At 67.3% G+C, this 21,585-nt stretch carries 20 protein-coding genes and 1 riboswitch; of the genes, 9 read left to right on the top strand and 11 right to left on the bottom strand.

The window, feature by feature from the left end; all coding sequences use genetic code 11:
• The 4 genes from K1Y73_RS13515 to K1Y73_RS13530 form a co-directional block, all read right to left on the bottom strand.
• Nucleotides 1-273 (bottom strand): ATP-binding cassette domain-containing protein (locus K1Y73_RS13515; protein ID WP_225028832.1); only part of this gene is annotated, 273 nt, incomplete at its 3' end.
• Nucleotides 270-1,247: a FecCD family ABC transporter permease gene (locus K1Y73_RS13520; RefSeq protein WP_225028833.1), complete on the bottom strand. Its 978-nt coding sequence runs from the start codon at nt 1,245-1,247 to the stop codon at nt 270-272. The genes K1Y73_RS13515 and K1Y73_RS13520, both read right to left, overlap by 4 nt.
• A complete protein-coding gene (locus K1Y73_RS13525) occupies nt 1,244-2,020 on the bottom strand; it encodes an ABC transporter substrate-binding protein (protein WP_225028834.1) in 777 nt (258 codons plus the stop codon). The genes K1Y73_RS13520 and K1Y73_RS13525 overlap by 4 nt, the downstream gene beginning before the upstream one ends.
• A 103-nt stretch (nt 2,021-2,123) precedes the next feature.
• Complete coding sequence (locus K1Y73_RS13530) at nt 2,124-3,989, bottom strand: TonB-dependent receptor plug domain-containing protein (RefSeq protein WP_225028835.1); 1,866 nt, start codon at nt 3,987-3,989, stop codon at nt 2,124-2,126.
• 127 nt (nt 3,990-4,116) lie between these two features.
• Nucleotides 4,117-4,313: riboswitch (cobalamin riboswitch) on the bottom strand.
• 151 nt (nt 4,314-4,464) lie between these two features.
• Here K1Y73_RS13530 and K1Y73_RS13535 point away from each other — a divergent pair.
• From K1Y73_RS13535 to K1Y73_RS13575, 9 genes are all read left to right on the top strand, one after another.
• Nucleotides 4,465-5,913, top strand: a complete 1,449-nt coding sequence (locus K1Y73_RS13535) for an amidase (RefSeq protein WP_225028836.1) — start codon at nt 4,465-4,467, stop codon at nt 5,911-5,913.
• 97 nt (nt 5,914-6,010) lie between these two features.
• Nucleotides 6,011-7,075 (top strand): ABC transporter ATP-binding protein, encoded by a 1,065-nt coding sequence (locus K1Y73_RS13540; RefSeq protein ID WP_225028837.1) that lies wholly within the window; start codon nt 6,011-6,013, stop codon nt 7,073-7,075.
• A 2-nt stretch (nt 7,076-7,077) separates the two neighbouring features.
• Entirely contained in the window at nt 7,078-7,992 is a 915-nt protein-coding gene (locus K1Y73_RS13545) for an ABC transporter permease (RefSeq protein WP_225028867.1), read from the top strand.
• On the top strand, nt 7,985-8,794 hold the full coding sequence (locus K1Y73_RS13550; RefSeq protein ID WP_225028838.1) for an ABC transporter permease: 810 nt from the start codon (nt 7,985-7,987) through the stop codon (nt 8,792-8,794). The genes K1Y73_RS13545 and K1Y73_RS13550 overlap by 8 nt, the downstream gene beginning before the upstream one ends.
• A 42-nt stretch (nt 8,795-8,836) precedes the next feature.
• Entirely contained in the window at nt 8,837-9,862 is a 1,026-nt protein-coding gene (locus tag K1Y73_RS13555) for an extracellular solute-binding protein (RefSeq protein WP_225028839.1), read from the top strand.
• Between the two features lie 110 nt (nt 9,863-9,972).
• On the top strand, nt 9,973-11,409 hold the full coding sequence (locus K1Y73_RS13560; protein WP_225028840.1) for an amidase: 1,437 nt from the start codon (nt 9,973-9,975) through the stop codon (nt 11,407-11,409).
• A gap of 23 nt (nt 11,410-11,432) precedes the next feature.
• Complete coding sequence (locus K1Y73_RS13565; protein ID WP_225028841.1) at nt 11,433-12,368, top strand: Gfo/Idh/MocA family protein; 936 nt, start codon at nt 11,433-11,435, stop codon at nt 12,366-12,368.
• Nucleotides 12,365-13,072, top strand: a complete 708-nt coding sequence (locus K1Y73_RS13570) for an acylneuraminate cytidylyltransferase family protein (RefSeq protein WP_225028842.1) — start codon at nt 12,365-12,367, stop codon at nt 13,070-13,072. Before K1Y73_RS13565 ends, K1Y73_RS13570 begins: the two co-directional genes overlap by 4 nt.
• Entirely contained in the window at nt 13,065-13,856 is a 792-nt protein-coding gene (locus K1Y73_RS13575; protein WP_225028843.1) for an SDR family NAD(P)-dependent oxidoreductase, read from the top strand. The genes K1Y73_RS13570 and K1Y73_RS13575 overlap by 8 nt, the downstream gene beginning before the upstream one ends.
• On the opposite strand, the gene K1Y73_RS13580 is transcribed toward K1Y73_RS13575, so the two are convergent.
• From K1Y73_RS13580 to K1Y73_RS13610, 7 genes are read right to left on the bottom strand one after another with little or no spacing between them, the layout of a single operon-like run.
• Nucleotides 13,843-15,123 carry a 3-deoxy-D-manno-octulosonic acid transferase gene (locus K1Y73_RS13580; RefSeq protein WP_225028844.1) on the bottom strand — a complete coding sequence of 427 codons (1,281 nt, stop codon included), beginning with the start codon at nt 15,121-15,123 and terminating at the stop codon, nt 13,843-13,845. The two genes, K1Y73_RS13575 and K1Y73_RS13580, sit on opposite strands and share 14 nt — an antisense overlap.
• Nucleotides 15,120-16,340: a 3-deoxy-D-manno-octulosonic acid transferase gene (locus K1Y73_RS13585; protein WP_225028845.1), complete on the bottom strand. Its 1,221-nt coding sequence runs from the start codon at nt 16,338-16,340 to the stop codon at nt 15,120-15,122. The genes K1Y73_RS13580 and K1Y73_RS13585 overlap by 4 nt, the downstream gene beginning before the upstream one ends.
• On the bottom strand, nt 16,340-17,461 hold the full coding sequence (gene neuC / locus K1Y73_RS13590) for a UDP-N-acetylglucosamine 2-epimerase (RefSeq protein WP_225028846.1): 1,122 nt from the start codon (nt 17,459-17,461) through the stop codon (nt 16,340-16,342). The genes K1Y73_RS13585 and neuC overlap by 1 nt, the downstream gene beginning before the upstream one ends.
• Nucleotides 17,458-18,240 (bottom strand): hypothetical protein, encoded by a 783-nt coding sequence (locus tag K1Y73_RS13595; RefSeq protein ID WP_225028847.1) that lies wholly within the window; start codon nt 18,238-18,240, stop codon nt 17,458-17,460. Before K1Y73_RS13595 ends, neuC begins: the two co-directional genes overlap by 4 nt.
• On the bottom strand, nt 18,237-19,733 hold the full coding sequence (locus K1Y73_RS13600) for a capsular polysaccharide export protein, LipB/KpsS family (protein ID WP_225028848.1): 1,497 nt from the start codon (nt 19,731-19,733) through the stop codon (nt 18,237-18,239). The genes K1Y73_RS13595 and K1Y73_RS13600 overlap by 4 nt, the downstream gene beginning before the upstream one ends.
• Nucleotides 19,730-20,524 (bottom strand): glycosyltransferase family 25 protein, encoded by a 795-nt coding sequence (locus K1Y73_RS13605; RefSeq protein WP_225028849.1) that lies wholly within the window; start codon nt 20,522-20,524, stop codon nt 19,730-19,732. Before K1Y73_RS13605 ends, K1Y73_RS13600 begins: the two co-directional genes overlap by 4 nt.
• Nucleotides 20,521-21,561 (bottom strand): N-acetylneuraminate synthase family protein, encoded by a 1,041-nt coding sequence (locus K1Y73_RS13610; RefSeq protein ID WP_225028850.1) that lies wholly within the window; start codon nt 21,559-21,561, stop codon nt 20,521-20,523. The genes K1Y73_RS13605 and K1Y73_RS13610 overlap by 4 nt, the downstream gene beginning before the upstream one ends.
• Between the last annotated feature and the right edge of the window lie 24 nt (nt 21,562-21,585).

Consider the following 21,585-nt stretch of genomic DNA (forward strand, 5'->3'; position numbering starts at 1 on the left):
CAGCACCTCGACCGCGACGGGCCAGGCGATCTCGCGCCCCTGCGGCAGGAAGGCCGCGGCGCGCGCGCGGTCGCGCGGCGACAGCGCGGCCAGCGACGACCGGCCCTCGAAGGGCAGAAGCCCCATTGCCGCCCGCAGCAGGCTGGTCTTGCCCGCGCCATTCGGCCCGATCAGCCCGACGCATTCCCCCGCCTCGATCTTCAGCGAGACCTGGTCGACCACCGGGCAGCTGCCGCGGCGCGAGGTCAGGTTCTGCAATTCCAGCAGGCTCATGCCTCGACCCTCCGCATCCGCCAGATCAGATGCAGGAAGAAGGGCGCGCCGATCAGCGCCGTCAGCACGCCCAGCTTCAGATCGGCATCGGGCGCGATCAGCCTTGTGGCGATATCGGCGGCCAACAGCATCGCAGCCCCGCCCAGCGCCGAGGCCGGCAGAAGGACCGAGGGCCGCGCGCCGGTCATCGGGCGCAGAAGATGCGGCACGACCAGGCCGATGAAGCCCACCGACCCGGCCACCGCCACCGCCGCCCCCACCGCCGAAGCGGTGCCCAGGACCAGCACCAGCCGCAGCCGCGGCAGGTTCACCCCCAGGGCCTGGGCCGCATCCTCGCCCAGGGTCAGCGCGTCGAAGCCCCGCCCCAGCGTCAGCAACGCCGCCATGCCCGCCAGCAGGAAGGGCGCGGCCAGCGTGACATGGGTCATCGAGCGGTCGGCAAGCGAGCCCATCATCCAGTAGACGATCTCCATTCCCGCGAAAGGATTGGGCGACAGCGACAGCACCAGCGAGCTGAGCGCGGCCGCCAGCGCCGAAATGGCGATCCCCGCCAGGATCAGCGCCAGCGCGCCGCCGCGCGGGCCGGCCAGCAGCAGGATCAGCAGAACGGCGATCCCCGCCCCGGCCAGCGCCGAAAGCGGCAGCGCGAAGGCGGCGGCCGCCCCGGTCTGCAGCGCGATCACCGCGCCCAGCGCGGCCGAGGCCGAGACGCCGATCAGCCCCGGCTCGGCCAGGGGATTGCGCAGATAGCCCTGCATCGCCGCCCCCGACAGGCCCAGGGCCGCGCCGACCAGCAGGCCCAGCAGCGCGCGCGGCAGGCGGATCTCGCGCATGACCAGCACGACCGGCCCGCCCTCGCCGCGAAACAGCGCCGCCAGGCTGTCGCCCAGGCCCAGGCCCGCCGGCCCGATCAGCAGCGAGGCGAAGAACAGAAGCACGACCAGCACCGACAGCAGCGCGAACCCGGTTTTCACGGCAAGGCCTCGCGCGCGGCCTTCATCGCCGCCAGGGCCCGCAGGATATGCGGCGTGCCGCAGACCCAGTCGGCATCCGATGTCACCACGCTGCCGGCCCGCGCCCGCAGCGCGGCAAGGGCCGGATGGCGCAGGATTTCCTCGGACCGCGAGGCGCCGGGATAGGGGGTCGAGGTCACGATCAGATCGGGCGCGGCCAGAACCAGACGTTCCAGCGGCAGGGTGCCGCCGCCGGTCAGCCCGGCCGTGGCGCCCACATTGGTGAAACCCGTATGGTTCAGCACGTCATCCGCCAGCGTTCCTTCCCCCACCGTATAGCCGTTGGGATAGTAAAGCGCGGCCCTGCGGGGCGGAAGGTCGCTTCGCAGCGCGGCCAGCCCCTGTTCGAATTCGGCCACCAGCGCCTCGGCCGCCGCCGCGCGGCCCAGCGCCGCGCCCACGGCCCGGATCTGCTCGGGCACCTGATCCAGCGCATTGACCGGCGGCAGCTGCACCACCTCGACCCCCAGGTCGCGCAGCAGCGCCACCGAGGCCAGCGAGGTATAGGTGCCCGCCAGAACCAGATCGGGATGCATCAGAAAGATCTGCTCGGCCCCGCCCCGGTTCGCCGGATAGGCCGCCGCCTCGTCCACCATCGACGAGGACAGCGGGTCCGAGGCCAGATGCGAGACCGAGACCAGCTGCCCGGGCGCGGCCAGCAGCATGGCCAGCTGGTCGGTGCAAAGGTTCATCGAGACGACGCGCGCCGGGCCGGGTTCGGCACCGGCACGCATCGTCTCGGCCCTTGCCGCCTCCGTCCCCAGCACGGAGGCAGCAAGGAAGAGCGCAGGAAGCATCGTCAGACGCCTTGGGCGGGAAGCCGATCCCGCCCCGGCATCAGAAGGTGCTGCGCAGCCCGACAAAGACCTGGCGGCCGGGCTGTCCGTAGTTGCGTACCGTCTGATAATCTTCGTCGAACAGATTTTCAACGCGCAGATAGGCCTGGGTCGCATCCGTCACCTCATAGGTCAGCGTCAGGTTCGCGACCGTGTAATCCGGCATGGCCGAGACCGGATCGGGATAGACCCCGTTGTCCAGGAAATCGGCGACATGCTGCAGCGTCAGGATGCCCGACAGCCGATCGGCCAACTGGCCCTCGACGCCCAGCGTCAGGTCGTGCCGCGGCACCCGCACCGCCCGCGTATCGACGCCCGCATCGGTGCTGACCGCATCGGTATAGGTGTAATTGCCGAACACGGTCCAGCCGGTGGCCACAGGGGTTTCGCCTTTAAGCTCGATCCCGCGGGTGCGGGTCGTGCCCGGGATCTGCGCGTAGCAGCCCCAGCCCGAGGGGCAGAAGGTGGCGCCGGAATCGAAGCCGATCTTGTCCTCGATCTCGGTATTGAACAGCGTGGCCTGAATCGCCCCGCCGCCCGGCAGCAGATATTCGGCGCCCAGTTCGAAACTGGTGCTGGTTTCGGGTTTCAGATCGCCATTGCCATAGGCGCTGTGCAGTTCATACAGCGACGGCGCGCGGAAGCCGGTCGAGGCAACGGCGCGGATCACCCAATCTGCCGTCGGCCGCCAGGCCAGCGCGGCGCGGCCGGTGGTCTTGCCGCCGAACGTGTCGTGATCGTCATGGCGCAGGGCCAGCGACAGGTCCAGATCGCTGCGCGGCGTGTACAGAAGTTCGGCATAGATCGCCGAGGTCGCGCTGTCGCCCCGGTCGGAATCCGAGGTGAAGTCTTCCTCGGTCCGGTCCAGACCCCAGCTCAGCGTCACCTGCTCGGACGCATCCCAGCCGCCCTTGTAGGCCAGCTGGTCGCGCGTGCCTTCATACAGCTTGTAATAGCCCTGCGCGTAGAAGCGCGAGGTTTCGGTATGGGCATAGGACAATTCGTGCCGCACCGTGCCCAGATCCAGCTGGGCAAAGACCCGCCCGCCGCGCAATTCGCCCTTTTCGCTGTCGGCCGTGTCGGCGGTCTGGCTGTCATATTCCGAAGTGCTGTCGCGCCAGATCGCATTGGCGCCGATGGTCAGCGCATCGGTGGCCTTGTAGCTGCCATGGAAGGTCAGCGTGGTGGCGCGGAAGGCGTCATCCTCGGTGCCATAGGCATAGGCCGAGATGCCTTCGGTCACGGTGCGGCTGACCGAGAAGGCCAGTTCCAGCCGGTCGGTGCGCAGGCCCACCGCGGCCAGCCCGCTATAGGTGCCGTTCGAGCCGGCCTCGACCCCGATCTCGGCCGAGGTGCCGTCCTTGGTCGGGCGATAGCTGGTGATGTCGACAACGCCGCCGATCGCTTCCGAGCCGTACAGCGCCGATTGCGAGCCGCGCAGAACCTCGATCCGGCTGATGCCGCCCAGCGTGGTCGAGCCGAAATCATAGGCGCATTGCGTGCCCGAAGGGTCGGCCACGTCGATCCCGTCGACCCGCACGCCGATATAGGCGCCCGGCAGGCCGCGCAGCCGCAGCGCGGTCGAGGTGCCCAGCCCGCCATTGCGCGTCATGGTGACGCCCGGCAGGCGCGCCAGCATGCTGGCGACCGACTGGCCGCCGGTCTTCTTGATGTCGTCCTCGGTGACCACATCGACCGTGGCCCCGGTGTTCGACAGGCCCACCGGCTCGGTCGAGGCGGTGATGGTGATCGTGCCCAGCAGGATCGTGTCGTCGTCCTGCGTCTGCGCCCTGGCCTGGCCGACCGCGGCCGTGGCGCCGGTTGCGGCCAGTGCCGTGATCAATGCGATGCGTGAGATGCCCTGCATCTGTCTTCCCCTTTGCTGCGGTCCTGCCGCCTGCGATGCGATCTGTCGCGAGGGAAATGGCCCGCCCGCGACGCTGACACGTCACCTCTGGCGGATGCCCGCCCTCCTCCACGCACCCCGCGCGGCGGAAAGGGTGATCACCTTGGCAGGTCTCCTGGCTTGCGGGTCATCGCTCGGATGCGCCTTCCCGGTTTCCCAGTGGCCTGTCGCACCGTCGCTCGCCGCCTACAGTTGCGGGGGCAGCCGCGGAATTGGGGCAGGCCCCGCACCGCGTTCCCTTTTGCCCGGGGCATGACCCCCGGAACCTAAGGCAGCCTTTCCTTGGCCGCCATGGACCGGCCTGTCAAGCGCCGCCCGGGCGCGGTCGCGCATTTCCCGGCAGGCGTCGCGTTTCGACCGCGCAGCAGGGGTTTCCGGGCTGGACCGTCCGAGGCTTCCCGGGCCAGCATGGCGGCGAAAGACAGGAGAGAGTCGGATGATCGGAGACCTTGGCGCGCGCGACGCAACCGAACTGGCCGGGCTGGTGGCCCGGGGCGAGGTGACGCCGGACGAATTGCTGGATGCGGCGCTGGCCGCGGTCGAGGCACGCAATCCGGCGATCAATGCGGTGGTGCTGGTGCAGGAAGGCGTGGCGCGGGCGGCGATCAAGGCCGGGCTGCCGCCGGGCCCGTTCCGCGGCGTGCCCTTCCTGCTGAAGGATCTGGGCGTCGAGGCCAAGGATTTCCCCGCGCATAACGGCTCGCGCCTGCTGGCCGATACGATCTATCCGGGCGATTCCGCGATCTTCTCGCGGATCAAGGCCACCGGCGTCGTCACCTTCGGCCGCACCACCAGCCCCGAGGGCGGGATCGGCGCGGCAACCGAAAGCGCCGTCTATGGCGGGCCGACGCGCAACCCCTGGAACACCGACCACACCTCGGGCGGCTCGTCCGGCGGCGCGGGGGCGGCGGTGGCGGCGGGGATCGTCAGCATCGCCCATGGCTCGGACGGGGGCGGCTCGGTGCGGATCCCGGCGTCTTCCTGCGGGCTGTTCGGCTTCAAGCCCACCCGCGCCCGCCTGCCCGACGGGCCCTATGCCGGCGAGGGCTGGGCGGGGATGGCGATTGACGGCTTCCTGACCCGCTCGGTCCGCGATACGGCGGTGATGCTGGATGCCTGCGCCGGCGCCGATCCGGGCGCGCCCTATTGGGCGCCGCCCTTGGACCAGGGCCATGCCCAGGCGATCTCGCGCCCGCCGCGGCGGCTGCGGGTGGCGCTGTGCGACACCACCTTCACCGGCGAGGCGATCGACCCCGAAGTGCGCGCCGCGGTGCTGGACACGGCGAAGCTTCTGGAAAGCCTGGGCCATGAGGTGACCCCCGCCCTGCCCCGCGCCGATGTGCGCGGCATGATGCGGGCCTGGACCGATATCGTCGCCGTGGGCACGGCACTGGGCATCCGCCACGCGCTGGACGGCCGCCCGCTGAGCGACGCCCTGGTCGAGGGCGTCAGCCGCGGCGCCTGCGCCCATGCCGAGACGCTGCATCCGACCCGCTATCTGGAAGCCGTGGGCAAGATCCATGCCTTCGGCCGCGAAATGGCGCGGTTCTTCGCCTCGGAAACCGGCCCGGGCCATGACATCCTGCTGTCGGCCACCCTGGCCGAGCCGCCGGCCAAGGTCGGCCGCTTCAGCCATGCGACCGAGGATTACGTGGCCTTCCGCACCGGCCCCGGCGGGATCTTCGCCTATTCGCCCTTCTGCGCGGTGTTCAACGCCAGTGGCCAACCCGCCGCCAGCCTGCCCCTGGGCTGGTCGAAATCCGGCCTGCCGATCGGCATCCACCTGGCCGCCCCCTTCGGCGCGGATGAAACCCTGATCAGCCTTTGCGCAGAACTTGAGCGTGCGGTCCCTTGGGCGCTGAAGCGCGCGCCGATTGCCGGCTGATCGGGCAAGGAATCGCTCGACAAGCCGCGGGGCTGCCGCACAATATGATCAAATAAGGCCCGCAACGCGGCCGCGACCGATCAACGGGGAGCAAGACGTGACGGCAGAGACGATCATCTCGGCCCGCAATGTGGTGAAGGCCTTCGGCCAGGGCGCGGCCGCGGTGCGCGCCCTGGACGATGTGTCGCTTGACATCCTGCGCGGCGAATTCTTCACCCTTCTGGGCCCCTCGGGCTGCGGCAAGACCACGCTTCTGCGCCTGATCGCGGGCTTCGAGATGCCGACGGGCGGACAGATCCTGCTGGATGGCGCCGATATCACCACCCTGCCGCCGAACCGCCGGCCGGTGAACACGGTGTTCCAAAGCTATGCCCTGTTCCCGCATCTGACCGTGGCGCAGAACGTGGCCTTCGGGCTGCAGATGCTGGGCAAGCCCGCGGCCGAGGTGAAGGCCACCACCGCGCGGATGCTGGCCTTGGTGAAGCTGGACCATCTGGCCGGGCGCAAGACGGCGCAGCTGTCGGGCGGCCAGCAGCAGCGGGTGGCGCTGGCGCGCGCGCTGGCGCCGCAGCCGAAGGTTCTGCTCTTGGACGAGCCCCTGTCGGCGCTGGACCTGAAGCTGCGCAAGGAAATGCAGGTCGAGTTGAAGCGGCTGCAGATCGAGACCGGCATCACCTTCGTCTTCGTGACCCATGATCAGGAAGAGGCCCTGACCATGTCGGACCGGATCGGCGTCATGTCGAACGGCAAGCTGCAGCAGGTCGGCACGGCGAAAGACATCTACACAAGGCCGCGGAACCGCTTTGTCGCCAGCTTCATCGGCGAGACCAATTTCCTGACCGGCACGGCCGAGGATGACGCGCTGCGCATCGCGGGCGGCGCGCGCATCCCTGTGCCGGGCCTGCGCGCGGGTGGGGCGGCCACGGTGACGGTGCGGCCCGAACAGCTGCGGCTGGGCCCGCCGGCAGAGGGCGGCCTGCCCGCCACGGTGCGCGATCTGGTCTATTTCGGCACTGACACCCATTGCCATCTGCTGCTGGAAGACGGCACCGAACTGGTGGCGCGGCTGCAAAGCCCGGCCTCGGGCGAGGCGGGATTTGTCACCGGCCAGAAGGTCGGCCTGCGCTTTGCCGAGGGCGCGGTGCAGAAGGTGGAGGAATGACCATGAGCCCCGCCGAACTGCGCGAGACGCGACGCTCGGCCCGCAATGGCTGGCTTCTGTCGACGCCGGCGCTGATCCTGCTGTTCTGCGCCGCGGCCGGGCCGCTGCTGATCGTGGTGATCTATTCCTTCCTGGCGCCGGGCAAATACGGCAATGTCGAATGGCAGTTCTCGACCGCGGGCTGGGTCGGGATCCTGTGGACCAAGGACATCTTCGACGAGACCTGGCATCTGGCCGACGCCCATCTGGCGATCTTCTGGCGCTCGGTCAGCCTGTCCCTGCTGACGACGCTGTTCACCTTTCTGGTGGGCTTCCCCACCGCCTGGTTCATCGCCACCCGCCCCGCCAATCACCGCGCCTTCTGGCTGTTCCTGATCACCATCCCGTTCTGGACCAACCTGCTGATCCGCACCTATGCGATCAACGAGGTGTTGCGGAAGGAAGGCCTGGTCAACACGGTGCTGATCAAGCTGCATGTGCTGTCGGAACCGCTGGACATGCTGTACGGGCCCTTCGCGATCTTCGTGGGCATGACCTATGTCTATCTGCCGCTGATGGTGCTGCCGCTTTTCGCCTCGATCGACCGCTTCGACATGAAACTGCTCGAGGCCGGGCATGACCTTTACGCCAGCCGCTGGCAATTGCTGCGCCGGGTGATCCTGCCGATCGTGAAGCCCGGCATCATCGCCGGCTCGATCCTGGTCTTCGTGCCCAGCCTGGGCGCCTATGTCACGCCGCGCGTCCTGGGCGGCGGCAAGCAGATGATGATCGGCAATTTCATCGAGCTGCAATTCGGCCAGGGCCGCAACTGGCCCCTGGGGGCGGCGCTGTCGATGACGCTGCTGATCGTGGTGACGGTCGCCCTGCTGGTCTATGTCCGCTATGCGGGCCGGGATGGAGACGCGCGCCATGGCTGAGAAGCATTTCGAAGTCTCGCGCCTGCCCGGCTTTGCCACCACCGCGATCATCGTCTTCGTGGCGCTTTACGTGCCGATCTTCACCCTGGTCGCCTACAGCTTCAACGCCTCGATGTCGGTTGCGGTCTGGGGCGGCTTCTCGACCGACTGGTATGTGAAGGCCTGGTCGAACCAGCAGATCAAGGATGCCACGCTGCGCAGCCTGATCATCGCCTGTTTCGCCGCCGCGATCTCGACCGCGGTTGCGACGATGGCGGCCCTGGGCACGACGCGGCGCAAGGCCTTCAAGGGGCAGACCTTCATCTATGTGATGATCAACCAGCCGCTGATGGTGCCGGAAATCGTCACCGCCGTCGCCCTTTTGATCCTGTTCGGCATGATCAAGCAGGCGACCGGCATCCAGGGCATCGGCTATGTGATCCTGGCCCACAGCGCCTTCTGCATTCCCTTCGCCTATCTGCCGATCCGCGCCCGGCTGGAGGGGATGGACCTGTCGCTGGAAACCGCCGCGGCCGATCTTTACGCCACGCCCTGGCAAACCTTCCGCCGGGTCACGCTGCCCCTGCTGGCGCCGGGGATCGCGGCGGGGGCGATGCTGGCCTTCGTGATCTCGCTGGACGATGTGGTCATCACCGAATTCGTCAAGGCGGGCGGGCAGGACACGCTTCCGACCTATATGCTGGGCCAGATGAAGCGCCAGCTGACGCCCGAAATCAACGCGGTCTCCTCGATGCTGCTCTTGGTGACCGTGGCGCTGCTGACCGCCTTCTTCCTGCTGACGCGCAAGAAGAATGACGGCTGACCCGATCCACCGATAACAAGACCACCAACCGGGAGACGATCCATGACCAAACTGCTTGGCGCAACCGCGATCCTGCTGGCGACGACCAGCCTGGCCGCGGCCGAGGGCGAATTGCAGCTGTTCAACTGGGGCAATTACACCAGCCCCGAGCTGCTGGAGAAGTTCAAGAAGGAAACCGGCATCACCGTGACGGTGACCGATTACGACAGCAATGACGGCGCGCTGGCGAAGATCGAGGCCGGCGGCCATGGCTTTGACCTGGTGGTGCCGACCCATCAATATGTGCAGATCTATGCCGAGAAGGGGCTGATCGTGCCTCTGGATCTGTCGAAACTGCCGAACCACAAAAACATCGCCCCCGAATGGACCAATGTCGACTGGGATCCGGGCCGCGCCTACACGATCCCGTGGCAATGGGGCACGACCGGCGTCGGTGTGAACACCTCGGTCTATTCCGGCGACATCAACACCTCGGACATCTTCATGAATGTGCCGGCCGAGCTGAAGGGCAAGATCAACGTCGTGCCCGAGATGAACGACGTGGTGAACCTGGCGGTGATGTGGGCCGGCGGCGAGCCCTGCTCGGAAGATCCCGAAGTGCTGAAGAAGGCCCGCGACGCGCTGATCGCGGCCAAGCCCGACTGGATCTCGATGGATTACGGCGCCACCGAGAAGCTGTCGAACAATGACTGGGCCGCTTCGGTGAACTGGAACGGCTCGACCATGCGGGCGCGGATCGCCAATCCTTCGGTGGCCTATGGCTATCCGAAGGAAGGCTATCCGATCTGGATGGATTCGGTGGCGCTGCTGGCCGATGCCCAGCATGTCGAAGAGGCCTACAAGTTCCTCGACTTCATCGAGCAGCCGGAAAATGCCGCGATGATCAGCGCGTTCGCGCGCTATGCCAATGGCATTGCCGGATCCGACGAATTCATGCCGGAAGACATGAAGACCGCGCCGGAAATCGTGGTGCCGGAAGCTTCGAAGGCGGCGGGCAAGTTCATTCCGACCTGCAGCCCCAAGGCGCAGGAATACATGACCGCGATCTGGACCGAGTTGCAGAAGTAAGGCTAGGCTGCAACGGCAGGGCCGGGGTTCCGCGGGACCCCGGCCTTTGCGTCTGTGGCAGCCCCCGGGGGTTTCACACCCCCGGACCCCCGTGGGATATTTTTGGACAGATGAAAGAGGCAGACGTGCTGGAATGGTCGGCAACAGACCTGTCGCGGGCGATCCATGCGCGGAAAGTCGCGCCGTCCGAGGTGATGGCGGCGCATCTGGCGCAGGTGCAGGCGGTGAATGGCGCGGTGAATGCGCTGGTGTCCTGCCGCGACCCGGATGTGCTGATGGCCGAGGCGCGGGCCCTGGACAATGTGGCGCCCAGGGGCTGGCTGCATGGCATTCCGCTGCCGGTGAAGGATCTGCAGGCAACCGCGGGGCTGCGCACCACCTGGGGCTCGCCCGTCTATGCCGATCATGTGCCGGCGCAGGACGATCTTCTGGCGGCGCGGATGCGGGCGGCAGGGGCGGTGTTCACCGCCAAGACCAATGTGCCGGAATGGGGCCAGGGCTCGCATTCCTACAACCCGATCTTCGGCGTCACCCGCAACCCCTATGATCTGACACGCTCGGCCGGTGGGTCTTCGGGCGGGGCGGCGGCGGCTTTGGCCACGCGGATGGCCTGGGTGGCCGATGGGTCCGACATGATGGGCTCGCTGCGCAATCCGGCCGGGTTCTGCAATGTCTATGGCTTCCGCCCGACCTGGGGTCTGGTGCCGGGCGATGCGGTGGGCGACACCCATCTGGCGACGCTGGCGACCGAAGGGCCGATGGCGCGCTGCGTCGAGGATCTGGCGCGGCTGTTGCAGGTGCAGGCGGGCGAGAACCCCGAAGTGCCCTTCCCCCGCGCGGTGCCGGATCTGCTGTCGGGGCTGGAGCAGGGCGTGACAGGGCTGCGGATCGGCTGGCTGGCCGATTGGGGCGGGGCCTATGCGATGGAGCCGGGCATTCTGGACGCCTGCGAGACCGGGCTGAAGGTGCTGGAAGGTCTGGGTGCCGTGGTCGAACCGCTGGCGCCGCCTTTCCCGGCGGAAAAGCTATGGTCGGCCTGGGTGACCCTGCGGGCCATGCTGTCGGCCGGCGGCAAGCGGGCGCTTTATGACGACCCGGCCAAGCGCGCCCTGACCAAGCCCGAAACGATCTGGGAGATCGAGCAGGGTCTGGGCCTGTCGGCGCAGGCGGTTTACGAGGCCAGCGTGATCCGCTCGCGCTGGTATGCCCATGCGGCACGGCTGTTTTCGCGCTTTGACGCGGTGGTTCTGCCCACGGCGCAGGTCTGGCCCTTCCCCGCCGAATGGGACTGGCCGAAAGACATCGCCGGGCGGAAGATGGACACCTATCACCGCTGGATGGAGGTTGTGATCCCCGCCAGCCTGATCGGTCTGCCCGCCCTGTCGGTGCCCCTGGGCTTTGGGCCGCAGGGCCTGCCGTCGGGCATGCAGATCATCGGCCGGTCCGGCAATGATGCGGGCGTTCTGGCCATCGGACAGGCCTATCACCGCGCAACCGGCTGGCCGCAGCAGCGCCCGCCTCTGGCGGTGGGGTCGGTTTCGCGCTAGGGCTGGCGAAAAGGGGGCGGAGCATGCGGGTTCTGGTCATCGGCTCGGGGTCGATCGGGCGCCGGCATCACGACAACCTGGCCACGCTGGGTGCTGCGCCGCAGCTGCTGTCCTGGCGCGAGGCCGGGCTGGCGGGCGCGCTGTCGGCGATGGATCGGGCGGAGGCGGTGGTGGTGGCCACCGCAACCGATATCCGCCTGTCCGTGATCGAGGCCGCTGCCGCCCGCGACCTGCCGCTTTACATCGAAAAGCCGCTGGCCTTCACCCCCGACGAAGTCGAGGCGATTGCCGCCGTGACCGCGCCCGTCGCCGAACGCTCGGTCTTGGGCTATATGATGCGCTACCATCCCGCCCTGCGGGCCCTGGCCGAGGCGGATCTGTCGGATGTGTTCCAGTTCGCCCTGACCATCGGCCATGACGTGACGCAATGGCGGGCCAACTGGTTGTTTTCACAAAGCTATGCGGCGCGGTCGGAAGGTGGCGGCGTGCTTCTGGACCTGTGCCACGAGCTGGATATGGCAGCCTGCCTGTTCCCGGGGCTGGAGCTGACGGGCGTTGAATCGCTGGCCCATCCCGCCTTTCCCGGCGTCGATTTCGCCAGCCGGATCTCGCTGCGCCGCGGCGCCCTGGTGGGCGATGTGTCGATGGATTACCTGACGCCGGGCCTGCATCGCCGCGCCCATCTGCGCGGGTCCGAGCGGATGCATGATTTCGATTTCGCCGCCCAGGCCTATCGGGTGACCGATGGCGCCGGCGGGCGGATGCTGGACCTGCCCCTGGAACGCAATGCGATGTTCCTGGATGCGATGCGCGACTTCCTGGCCCTGGCCGTGGGCCGCGCGCCTTCGGCCAATCCCTTGCTGCCGCGTCTGGATCTGGCCATGGGCTCGGCCCGGCTGGTGGCCCAGGCCTGGGCCGCGCGGCGCTTTGTCGGACAGATCACGAAGGAGATCCCATGATCCTGGGTCATATCGGCGCGCGGAAGGGCAGCAAAGGCGTGCCGCGCAAGAATTTCCGCATGATCTGCGGCAAGCCGCTGATCGACTGGTCGCTGGACCAGCTGTTCGCGCATCCGATGGTCGATGCGGTGGTGGTTTCCACGGATGACGAGGAAATCTACGACCATGCCGTCGCCAAGGGCGCCTTGGCGGTGGGGCTGCGGCCCGCGCATCTGGCCACCGATACGGCCGGCAAGTTCGGCGTCTGGCAGCATGCGCTTTCAGTGTCCGAGCCGCTTTGCGGCACGGTTTCGGCCTTTCTGGATCTGGACTGCACCTCGCCCCTGCGCCTGCCGGAAGACATCACTGGCGCGTTGGAGCTTTACAAAAGCGAACATCCCGACCTGGTGATGAGCTGCTGTGAGGCGCGAAAGAACCCATATTTCAACCTTGTCGAACCTGACGCCTCGGGTGCCCTGCATGTGTCGAAGCCGCTGCCCGGCGGCGTGGTCGCGCGGCAGCAGGCGCCGGTGGTCTATGAGCATGCGGCCTCGACCTATGTGGTCGCGCCGGATTACCTGCGTCGGGCCAAGGGCCTGTGGGAGGGGCGCGTGATCCCGTTTCTGATGCCCCCCGAACGCTGCGTCGATATCGACAGCCCTTTCGATTTCCGGCTGGTCGAATTTCTGCTGAAGGAGGCCCAAGGGGTTGAAAACAATGGCTGAGACTCTCAAGGGGCGTACCGTCTTCATCACCGGATCGGGTGGCGTGCTGGGCAGCACCTATGTGCGCCGGATGCTGGCCGAAGGGGCGCGGGTGATCGCCTCGGACCTGCCCGGCAAGCGGGCCGAGGCGCTGATGGAAGCGCATGGCGCCAATGAGGCCTTCCGCTTCTACGAGCTGGACGTGGCCGACGAGGCCCAGGTCGAGGGCATCTTCCAGCGCATCCTGAAGGACGGCTGGGAGCCGAATGTGGTCTTGAACAACGCCGCGATCACCGGCGAACTCTTGATGGGCGCCGGCAAGGGCTTTCCGGATTTCTGCGACTTGACAGTGTCAGATTGGGAAAAGACCCTGCGCACCAACCTGACCGGCCCCTTCATGGTGGCCCGCCAGATGGACCGCGACATCGTGGGGAAATGGCCCTGCACGCTGATCAACGTGGCCTCGATGTATGCGCTGAACGGCGCGCATCATCCGATCTATGACGGCATGCCGTTCAAGAATTTCTCGGCCTATGGCGTGACCAAGGCGGGGATTCACGGGCTGACGGTCTGGCTGGCGGGCTATTGGGCGCCGCGCGGGGCGACGGTGAACACCATCGCGCCGGGCGCCGTCTTCAACAACCATTCCGAGGAATTCCAGCGCCGCGTGGGCGAGTTGATCATGCTGAACCGCATGGCCAAACCGGATGAGATCGCCGATGCGATGCTGTTCCTGGCCAGCGCGGCTTCGGGCTACATGACCGGGCAGCTGGTCAATGTCGATGGCGGGTTCAGCGCCTGGTAAGCAGGGGCGCGATGGCGGCCATGGTCTTTTCCGTGGCGCCGGAATGGGCGGCAAGGAAGGCCTGAATCGCTTGCGGATCAGGACCTTGCCAGCCTTCGGGCGTCAGGGCCCGGGCTAGGTCTTCCGGCGACTTCGCATGAAAGCAGACACCGTCGGCAATCGCCTCGACCGCCGGATATTCGATCGTGTGGATCTCGGGCCCGACGATCACCGGCCGACCCAGGGCCAGGGGTTCGATGATGTTATGCGCGCCATGCGGGGTGAAGCCGCCGCCGGTCACCACGCGGTCGGCCATGGCCAGGTAGAAATACATCTCGCCCAGACTGTCGCCCAAAAGCAGATCCATTGCCGGGGCCGCGCGTGGGGACAGATTTTCGTCGAAAATCTGCGACCGTCGCGCGAAGGTGATACCCCGCGCCGCAATCATCCCGGCCACGTCGTCAAAGCGTTCCGGCTTGCGCGGCACATAGATGACAAAGGGCCGGTCCGCGGCGGCAAGGCGGGTCTTGATGGTGTCAAGATAGAGGTCATCCTCGCCTTCCACCGCCGAGGCAAAGCACAGGACCGGCCGGCCGGCGGCCAGCGCCTGCCGTGCAGCCGGAGCGGCGGCGGTCAGCCTCGGCGGGATCGGCTGGTCGAAACGCAACTCACCCGTGACCTGGATGTTCGGCACCCCGATCGCGGCGAAACGCTGGGCCTGCAGCTGCGATTTCACCAAGGCGCCGGCAAAGCCGCGCATCACGGCGGGGCGCAGCGGAAACCGCGCGTCGCGGGCGATGCTTTTGACCGGATATTGCGCATTACACATCACCAGCGGCACGCCGGCCGCCCGCGCCGCAAAGACCATGCGCGGCCAGATCTCGATCTCCATCACCAGGCCCAGTTTTGGGCGAAAGGCGCGGAAGAAGCCCCGGAAGCACCAGGCCAGCTCGAACGGCACCCAAACCGCGCGCAGCCGGTTCTGCGATCTTTCCAACGCAAAGACCCGCTCGGCCTCGCGCCGGCCGGCGGGGGTGAAATGGGTGGTGACGACCGTCTCGCCGCGGTCCAGCAGGGCGCGGATCAGCGGCACCGCGCTGCGCAATTCGCCCAACGAGACGGCGTGGATCCAGACCGCGCCCGGCAGCGGCAGGGCATGGCGGCCGAAGCGTTCGGCCAGATGCTGCGCATAAAGCGGATCCTTGCGGCCGCGACGGCGCAGATACAGCAGCACCAGCGGCAGGCACAGCGTCCAAAGCGCCGACCAGATGGCCAGGAAAACCCTCATCCCAGCAGCCCCAGCAACGCGCGGGCCAAGGGCGCAAGGCTGCCCTGCGCGGCGTCGGACAGGGCCTTCGCCCGGGCCGCCATTGCCGAATGGTCTGCCGCGACCGCTGCCGGCAGATCGGCCTTGCGGACCAGAAGCGCCGCTTCGGCCGCATCCAGCGTGGCATAATCGGCGGCGAAATTCGCGGTGCAGGCGCCATGCAGCACCGCGCAGCCCAAGGCGGCCGCTTCCCAGGGGTTGTGCCCCTGCACCGGGCCGAAACTCCCACCGATCAGGGCAACCGGCGCCAGCCGATACCAAAGACCCAATTCGCCATATGCATCGGCGATGTGAACCTCGCCCGAAGGCGGCTCGCCGGCGGATTGCAGCGTGGCCTTGCGGCCAAGCCCGCGCGCGCGTTCGGCAATGCCGGGCCCATACGCGACATCCCGCGGCACGATCACCAGAAGCCGGTCTTCGGGCGGCAGGTCAAGCGCGAGGGCGGTTTCCTCGAAATGCGCCGAGGCGACCAGCCAGAGTTTGCGCCCCGCAAGCTGCGCCCGCAGATCGGCCAGCCGCGCATCGTCCACCGCCAAGGGCGGTGCCGCGGCCTTGAGCGATCCGGTGACCTGCGGCGACGGCGCGCCCAGCGCGGCCAGATGCCGTGCCGTTTCGGCATCCTGCGCGGCGACCAGACGGAAGCGCGCCAGCAGGTCGGCATAAAGCCCGCGCGCCCGCGCGCGCCGGGCAAAGGACTCGGCGTTCATCCGCGCGTTCACCAGCGCCAAAGGCACGCCCGCCGCATCGGCCGCAGCCACCGCGCCAGGCCACAGATCCTGCTCGGCCCAGATCGAAAGATCGGGACGCCAATGGTTTAGGAAGCGGCGCAGAAAGCGCGGCGCGTCCAGCGGCAGGAACTGGTGCTGGGTGCGCGGCGGCAGGTTCGCTTCCATCACCTGGGCCGAGGAGCGGGCCGAGGAGGTGACGAGAAAGGACAGGTCCGGCGCCTGTTCCGCCAGCGCGGCGATCAGCCCGCGCAGCGCCAGCACCTCGCCCAGACCCACGGCATGCAGCCAGATCAGCCGGCCCTCGGGGCGTGGCAGCGACGCCTGCCCCAGCTTTTCGCGCCAGCGCGCCGGGTCTTCCTTGCCGCGCGCCAGGCGCCGCCGCAGCATCAGTGCCGCAAGCGGGGTCAGCGCGCGCGTCGCCCCCCGATAGGCGGCCAGCTGCCAGGACATCAGCCGGCGTCCTGGAAGGATTTCTGCAATCCGCGCGCCCAGAATTCGGGATCGGCCAGCACCTGCACGAACCGGTCGGCCGCCAGCCCCTCGCCAAAGCCCGCATCGCGCGGCAGGCGATGGCCCCAGGCGCGGGCCAGGAAAGCCGCGATCTTGTCACTGTCAAAGGCCGCGCAGGCAGTGACGGACCCGGCCTCGGACCGGTTCGACTGCCGCGTGCCGACATCCAACGAGGGCAGGCCCAGGAAGGGCGCCTCGCGCACGCCGGCGCTGGAATTGCCGACCATCACGGCGGCATGTTTCATCAGTTCCGAGAAATGCGCGAAACGCATCGAAGGCAGGACCCGGAATCTTGACGCTGGCAAGGCGTTGATCGCGGCGAAGATCGCCTCGGATCCCGGGTCGTTGTTCGGCGCGATCACCACGAAATTCCGCCCCGACGCCTCCAGCGCCTTGAACAGCGCCTGGGCCTGCGCGCCCATCGTCGCCTGTTCCGAGGTCACCGGATGGAAGACCGCGATGCCGAAATCGTCAAAGGGAATGGCGTAATGCGCGCGCACCTGATCCAGCGTCACGCCCGAGGGCTTGGCGTGGAAATCCAGCTCGGGCGAGCCGATCACATGCACGCTGTCGGCAGGTTCGCCCAGCGCCATGACCCGGCGCTTGGCGCTGTCGGAGGAGACGAAGTGATGGGTGCAAAGCTTGGTGTTGCAGTGGCGAAACACCTCGTCGATCGTGCCCGACACCTCGCCGCCCTCGACATGGGCCGAGCGGATGTAATTCGTGGCCGCCACCAGCGCACCTGCCAACGCCTCGATCCGGTCGCCATGGATCACCACCAGATCGGGGCGGTGTTCGATCAGATAGTCGGAAAAGCCCATCACCGTCTTGGCCAGCACGATATCCTGCGGATCGCCGCTGCGCTGGTTGACGAAATCATAGACCCCGACCCCCGGCATGCGGGCCACCTCGAGCTTGGTCAGACCGTAGCGATCCAGCATATGCATGCCGGTCACGAAGAACGACACCCGGTGCCCCGCATCGCGCGCGGCGGCGGCCAGGGGTTCAAGCTTGCCGAAATCGGCGCGGGTGCCGGTGAGGAACAGGATGGAGCGGGTCATGCCGGGATCGTGCCTCCGTTCGAGGTCCAGTACTCGGCCATCCAGCGCACGCGACCATGGCCCATATGGGGGAACCGGTCCCAGAAATAGGGCTTGCCGCGGATCAGGTCGATCGGACGGGGGCGGCCGTGGAAGGCCAGAACCCGCGTCTCGCCCGAGGGGGCCTTGGGGTCAAGCACCAGGTCCAGCCCGATGGGGCGGCGCAGGCTGCGCTTGAACGAGGCGACCCAGCCCTGCGGCCAGAAGCCGGCATCGGGGAAGCGCGAATGCAGATATTGCTGTTCCTGACGGAAGCGCGCCCAGACCGCCTGTTTGTCGGCGCGGAAATCCTCGGCCACTTCGGGGTGCTGGCCCGGGTTCCAGGCGAAGATCATCGAACCGAATTCCGGCGCTTCGGCGGCCTGGCCAGGCTTACCCCAGGACGGGCTGGCATTGGTGCCGATCACCGTGCCGGGCAGGTCGAAGAAGGCGTCCAGATCGCGCACGATCACCATGTCGAGGTCGATGAACAGCGCCCGGCCGCGCAAGCCGTGGAACTGCCGGTCGAAAAGCGAGACCTTCGGCCAGACGCCGGGGCGGAACCATTCCTCGGGCGCAAGGCCGGTTTCGGGGATCGGAAAGGTCTCGATCCCCGGCAGAAGGCCGGTCGCATCATCGGTCAGGCAGACGAAGCGCGCCGGGCGCGTCAGCGCCTTGCGGCTGGCATTGTACAGCACGTTCACATAATCGGCCGGATAGGCGCGGCCGTATTTCATGCAGACGATCAGCCGGTCGGTCATGCCAACCCCCGCTCTGCCGGGGCCGAGGCATCCGGGAAGGTCAGCGGCACCTTGCCGGTCAGGATGTCCAGCAGCTGGGCGCTGACCGTCCGGGTGTTGGCCTCGGCGTCATAGCCCTGCACGATCTCGGTATAGACGGTTTCCAGCACGCCCTGATGCGCCCGCGACAGCACCGCGCCCGCGGCCTTTTCCAGCGCGGCATGATCGACCGGCAGCGCGGCGATCTGGTGGAAATCCAGGCCCGGCCGCCAGGCGACGATCCCGGGCAGCGACCGGTACCAGGCCGCGCCGAAGGCCACCGCCGCCTTGCCCTTGCGGATCGATTCCCAGCAGGCATTCGAGGTCACGGCCGCGGTGAACTTTGCCCGCGACGACAGCGCATGGGTATTGGCATGCGAGGGCAGGAAGCGCACCGAAGGGATCCGGCTCAGCCGGTGAAAGAACAGCGGGCCGCGGGCAAAGGCGGTCTGGCGCGGGTTTTCCTTCACATAGATCTTCCAGCCCGCCGGCAGATCCTGGGCCAGCGCCTCGATCATCAGCAACTGGTCGCGCCAGATCCCGCCCAGGGCCGAGGTCGAAAGCTCGGGCTGGTTCTGCAGCGGCACATAGATGAAATCGGCCTCCAGATCGAAATCGCCGGACTCGTATTCGGCAAGATTCTCGAAGTAGGCCAGTTCGTTTTCGTGGAAGAACCGCGCGAAGGGATCGCGCCAGTCGGGCAGGCCTTGATAAAGCGCCGAAATCCGCCCCAGGGTGCGGCGCATATAGGCCGGGTTCAGCAGCTTCTTCGGATCGCGCAGCGCCATGAACTTGACGAAACGCGCCACGGCCCGGCCGCTGATCCTGCCGCGCGGCGCCTTTTCCTGCCAGCGCGCATCCATGTAGAACAGATCGGGCGACGATCCCTTTTCGATCGGCATCGGCGGCGCGTCGATGCCCGATGTGTCAAGCCGCCCCAGATCCTCGACCCGCGCCATGGAAAAGAACTGGCCGGGAAACAGGGTCTGATACAGGACCACGGTCTTCAGCCCCAAGGCGCGCGCGACCTGATACAGGATCGTGTCATAGCCGACATGCGGCACATTCATGAACAGCGCATGGGTGGCGCCGGTTTCGCGGATGCGTTGGGCATAGGCGCCGGCGAGCAGATGGTAGAAATCCAGATAGTCCTGCAAGTTCCGCAGGTTGTGCGCGCGGTAGCGATAGGCGGCGTCGCTGCGCTGCAACTGGTCGATCGCGGTTTCGACCATCTGGTGATAGTCGGGCGACAGGATCAGCGGCAGATCCGCCCCCGACAGGCGAAAGCGCTGCATCAGATCGTCGGTGCCGGCATGGCCGGGGCGCATGCGGTTGATCTCGGGGCCCGACAGATCGGCGCCCACATCGCCCAGATGGAAGGCGATTTCCACCGCGCCCTGCGCGCGGGCGACCAGCTGTTCGACCATCGCGCGCCGATGCGCGCCGCGCCCGTCCACCACCAGCCGGATGGTCATTTTCCGCCCTCCGTCAGATCCCGCCCGCAGCGCGGGAGCAGAAAGCCCTTCTTCAGCAGCCACCAGAAGCGGCGGAAGTAATTCGCCGCCCGCAGCCGGTAATGCGGCAGGCGGCGCCATTTCGGGAATTTCGCGACATCGCCAAATCCGGTGCCGGTGATCAGGCTTTGGCCCATATCGTCGACATGGCTGGGGAAGGGTTCCATCCCGAACAGGCGGAAGTCGTGTTTGAAGAAGCGGTTGATCTCGTGATCGGTGGCGCGGGTGATCGGGATCATCCCGGGCAGGATCTTCTGCACCGTCTCGCGATGGATCAGATAGGCGCCCGTTCCCGTCGCCGGCCCCAGATAGGCGTTGATCCGCCAGCGGCCCAGGCGGCCCTGACAGATCGGCATCTTCGCCCGGATCCGGTTCAGCTTCAGCATGTCCCAGGCCTGGTCATTGGCCAGCGCCAGATCCACCGCTTCCAGGAAATCGTCATGGAAGACCACGTCGTCTTCCAGGATCAGCGCCGCGGGCTTGCCACTGTCAAGAAACGCCCCCCACACGCCCAGATGCGAGTTGTAGCAGCCGATCCCGCCCCACAGAACCTTGCGGCCCAGATTGCGTTCGAAGGCCGGCAGATCCATCAGCTTGACCAGCTCGTCCTTGCGCGCCTTGCCGTCCACCCCGTCGAACACGGTATAGGGCAGGTCCATGCGGGCCAGCTGCGTCTCCATCCGCGCGCGCCGTTCGGTGGCGCGCGGCAGGTTGATCAGCCAGACCCCGATATCGGCGCGGCTCAGGCTCATGCCAGGTCGGCCCATTTCAGCTGGGTGTTGCGGGTGACCGCGCGGGTCAGCCGCTTGCCAAGCACTTTGTCGAAATCATAGGCCGCGATCTCGCCCGAACCCGGGCGGCGCGCCCAGATATCCTGTTCGCGGATCACATGGCCTTCCGGCAGATCGGCATCGGCCACGACCGAGCCGCGGGCGAAACGGTAGACGTCTTCTTCCGGGCCGGACCGCTGTTTCGGATTGTTCGCCGCGATCCAGATTTCCTTGGACCGGTCGATCAGGAACCGCAGTTCCGCCGGGTCCATCGAGTTGATGATATCCGGCCCCTTGCGATAGCGCGTGTCGGTATAGTGCCGTTCAAGGATGCAGGCGCCCAGCGCCACCGAGGCCAGCGCCATTTCCGGGCCGATCGAATGGTCGGAAAAGCCGACAACGGCCCTGGGGAAGGCCTCTTTCAACTCGGTCACGCCGCGCAGACTGACGATTTCCGCCGGGCTGGGGTACAGATTGGTGCATTCCAGCAGCGCATAGGGCACCCTGGCCGCATCCAGGATATCGACCGAGGCGCGAATGGTTTCAATGGTTTGCATGCCAGTCGACAGGATCACCGGCTTGCCCTTGCGGGCGATGTGCCGGATCAGCGGCAGATTGTCCGCCTCGCCCGAGCCGATCTTGTAGGCCGGCACATCCAGCCCTTCCAGATAATCCGCCGCCGCCCGCGAAAACGGGGTGGAAATCCAGATCATCCCCAGGCTTTCGGTATAGCGCTTCAGCTCGGCCTCTTCGTCCAGGCTCAGCGCGCAGCGTTCCATCACATGCCAGATCGAGACATCGGCATTGGGCGGGAAAATCGCCTTCGCCTCATCCGTCATCTCGTCTTCCAGAATATGGGTCTGGTGCTTGACCAGCTCGCAGCCGGCGCCGGCGGCGAGGCGGACCATCTCCTTGGCAGTGTCAAGATCGCCGCCATGGTTGATGCCGATCTCGGCGATGACCAGGGGCGGATGGGCGGGGCCGATCTTGCGGCCGGCGATGGTGATCTCGTTGGGCATCGAAGGCTCCTTTGGGCCCCGTGC

The sequence above is a fragment of the Xinfangfangia pollutisoli genome (assembly GCF_020179405.1).
GTDB lineage: Bacteria > Pseudomonadota > Alphaproteobacteria > Rhodobacterales > Rhodobacteraceae > Pseudogemmobacter > Pseudogemmobacter pollutisoli.

Excerpts from the sequence above, each read along its gene's own strand:
- K1Y73_RS13555 (WP_225028839.1), top strand. The coding sequence starts at position 8,837 with ATGACCAAACTGCTTGGCGCAACCGCGATCCTGCTGGCGACGACCAGC.
- K1Y73_RS13605 (WP_225028849.1), bottom strand. The coding sequence starts at position 20,524 with ATGAGCCTGAGCCGCGCCGATATCGGGGTCTGGCTGATCAACCTGCCG.
- K1Y73_RS13530 (WP_225028835.1), bottom strand. The coding sequence starts at position 3,989 with ATGCAGGGCATCTCACGCATCGCATTGATCACGGCACTGGCCGCAACC.
- K1Y73_RS13610 (WP_225028850.1), bottom strand. The coding sequence starts at position 21,561 with ATGCCCAACGAGATCACCATCGCCGGCCGCAAGATCGGCCCCGCCCAT.
- K1Y73_RS13580 (WP_225028844.1), bottom strand. The coding sequence starts at position 15,123 with ATGAGGGTTTTCCTGGCCATCTGGTCGGCGCTTTGGACGCTGTGCCTG.
- K1Y73_RS13600 (WP_225028848.1), bottom strand. The coding sequence starts at position 19,733 with ATGACCATCCGGCTGGTGGTGGACGGGCGCGGCGCGCATCGGCGCGCG.
- K1Y73_RS13575 (WP_225028843.1), top strand. The coding sequence starts at position 13,065 with ATGGCTGAGACTCTCAAGGGGCGTACCGTCTTCATCACCGGATCGGGT.
- neuC (WP_225028846.1), bottom strand. The coding sequence starts at position 17,461 with ATGACCCGCTCCATCCTGTTCCTCACCGGCACCCGCGCCGATTTCGGC.
- K1Y73_RS13585 (WP_225028845.1), bottom strand. The coding sequence starts at position 16,340 with ATGTCCTGGCAGCTGGCCGCCTATCGGGGGGCGACGCGCGCGCTGACC.
- K1Y73_RS13535 (WP_225028836.1), top strand. The coding sequence starts at position 4,465 with ATGATCGGAGACCTTGGCGCGCGCGACGCAACCGAACTGGCCGGGCTG.
- K1Y73_RS13560 (WP_225028840.1), top strand. The coding sequence starts at position 9,973 with ATGAAAGAGGCAGACGTGCTGGAATGGTCGGCAACAGACCTGTCGCGG.
- K1Y73_RS13525 (WP_225028834.1), bottom strand. The coding sequence starts at position 2,020 with ATGCGTGCCGGTGCCGAACCCGGCCCGGCGCGCGTCGTCTCGATGAAC.
- K1Y73_RS13565 (WP_225028841.1), top strand. The coding sequence starts at position 11,433 with ATGCGGGTTCTGGTCATCGGCTCGGGGTCGATCGGGCGCCGGCATCAC.
- K1Y73_RS13570 (WP_225028842.1), top strand. The coding sequence starts at position 12,365 with ATGATCCTGGGTCATATCGGCGCGCGGAAGGGCAGCAAAGGCGTGCCG.
- K1Y73_RS13595 (WP_225028847.1), bottom strand. The coding sequence starts at position 18,240 with ATGACCGACCGGCTGATCGTCTGCATGAAATACGGCCGCGCCTATCCG.
- K1Y73_RS13545 (WP_225028867.1), top strand. The coding sequence starts at position 7,078 with ATGAGCCCCGCCGAACTGCGCGAGACGCGACGCTCGGCCCGCAATGGC.
- K1Y73_RS13550 (WP_225028838.1), top strand. The coding sequence starts at position 7,985 with ATGGCTGAGAAGCATTTCGAAGTCTCGCGCCTGCCCGGCTTTGCCACC.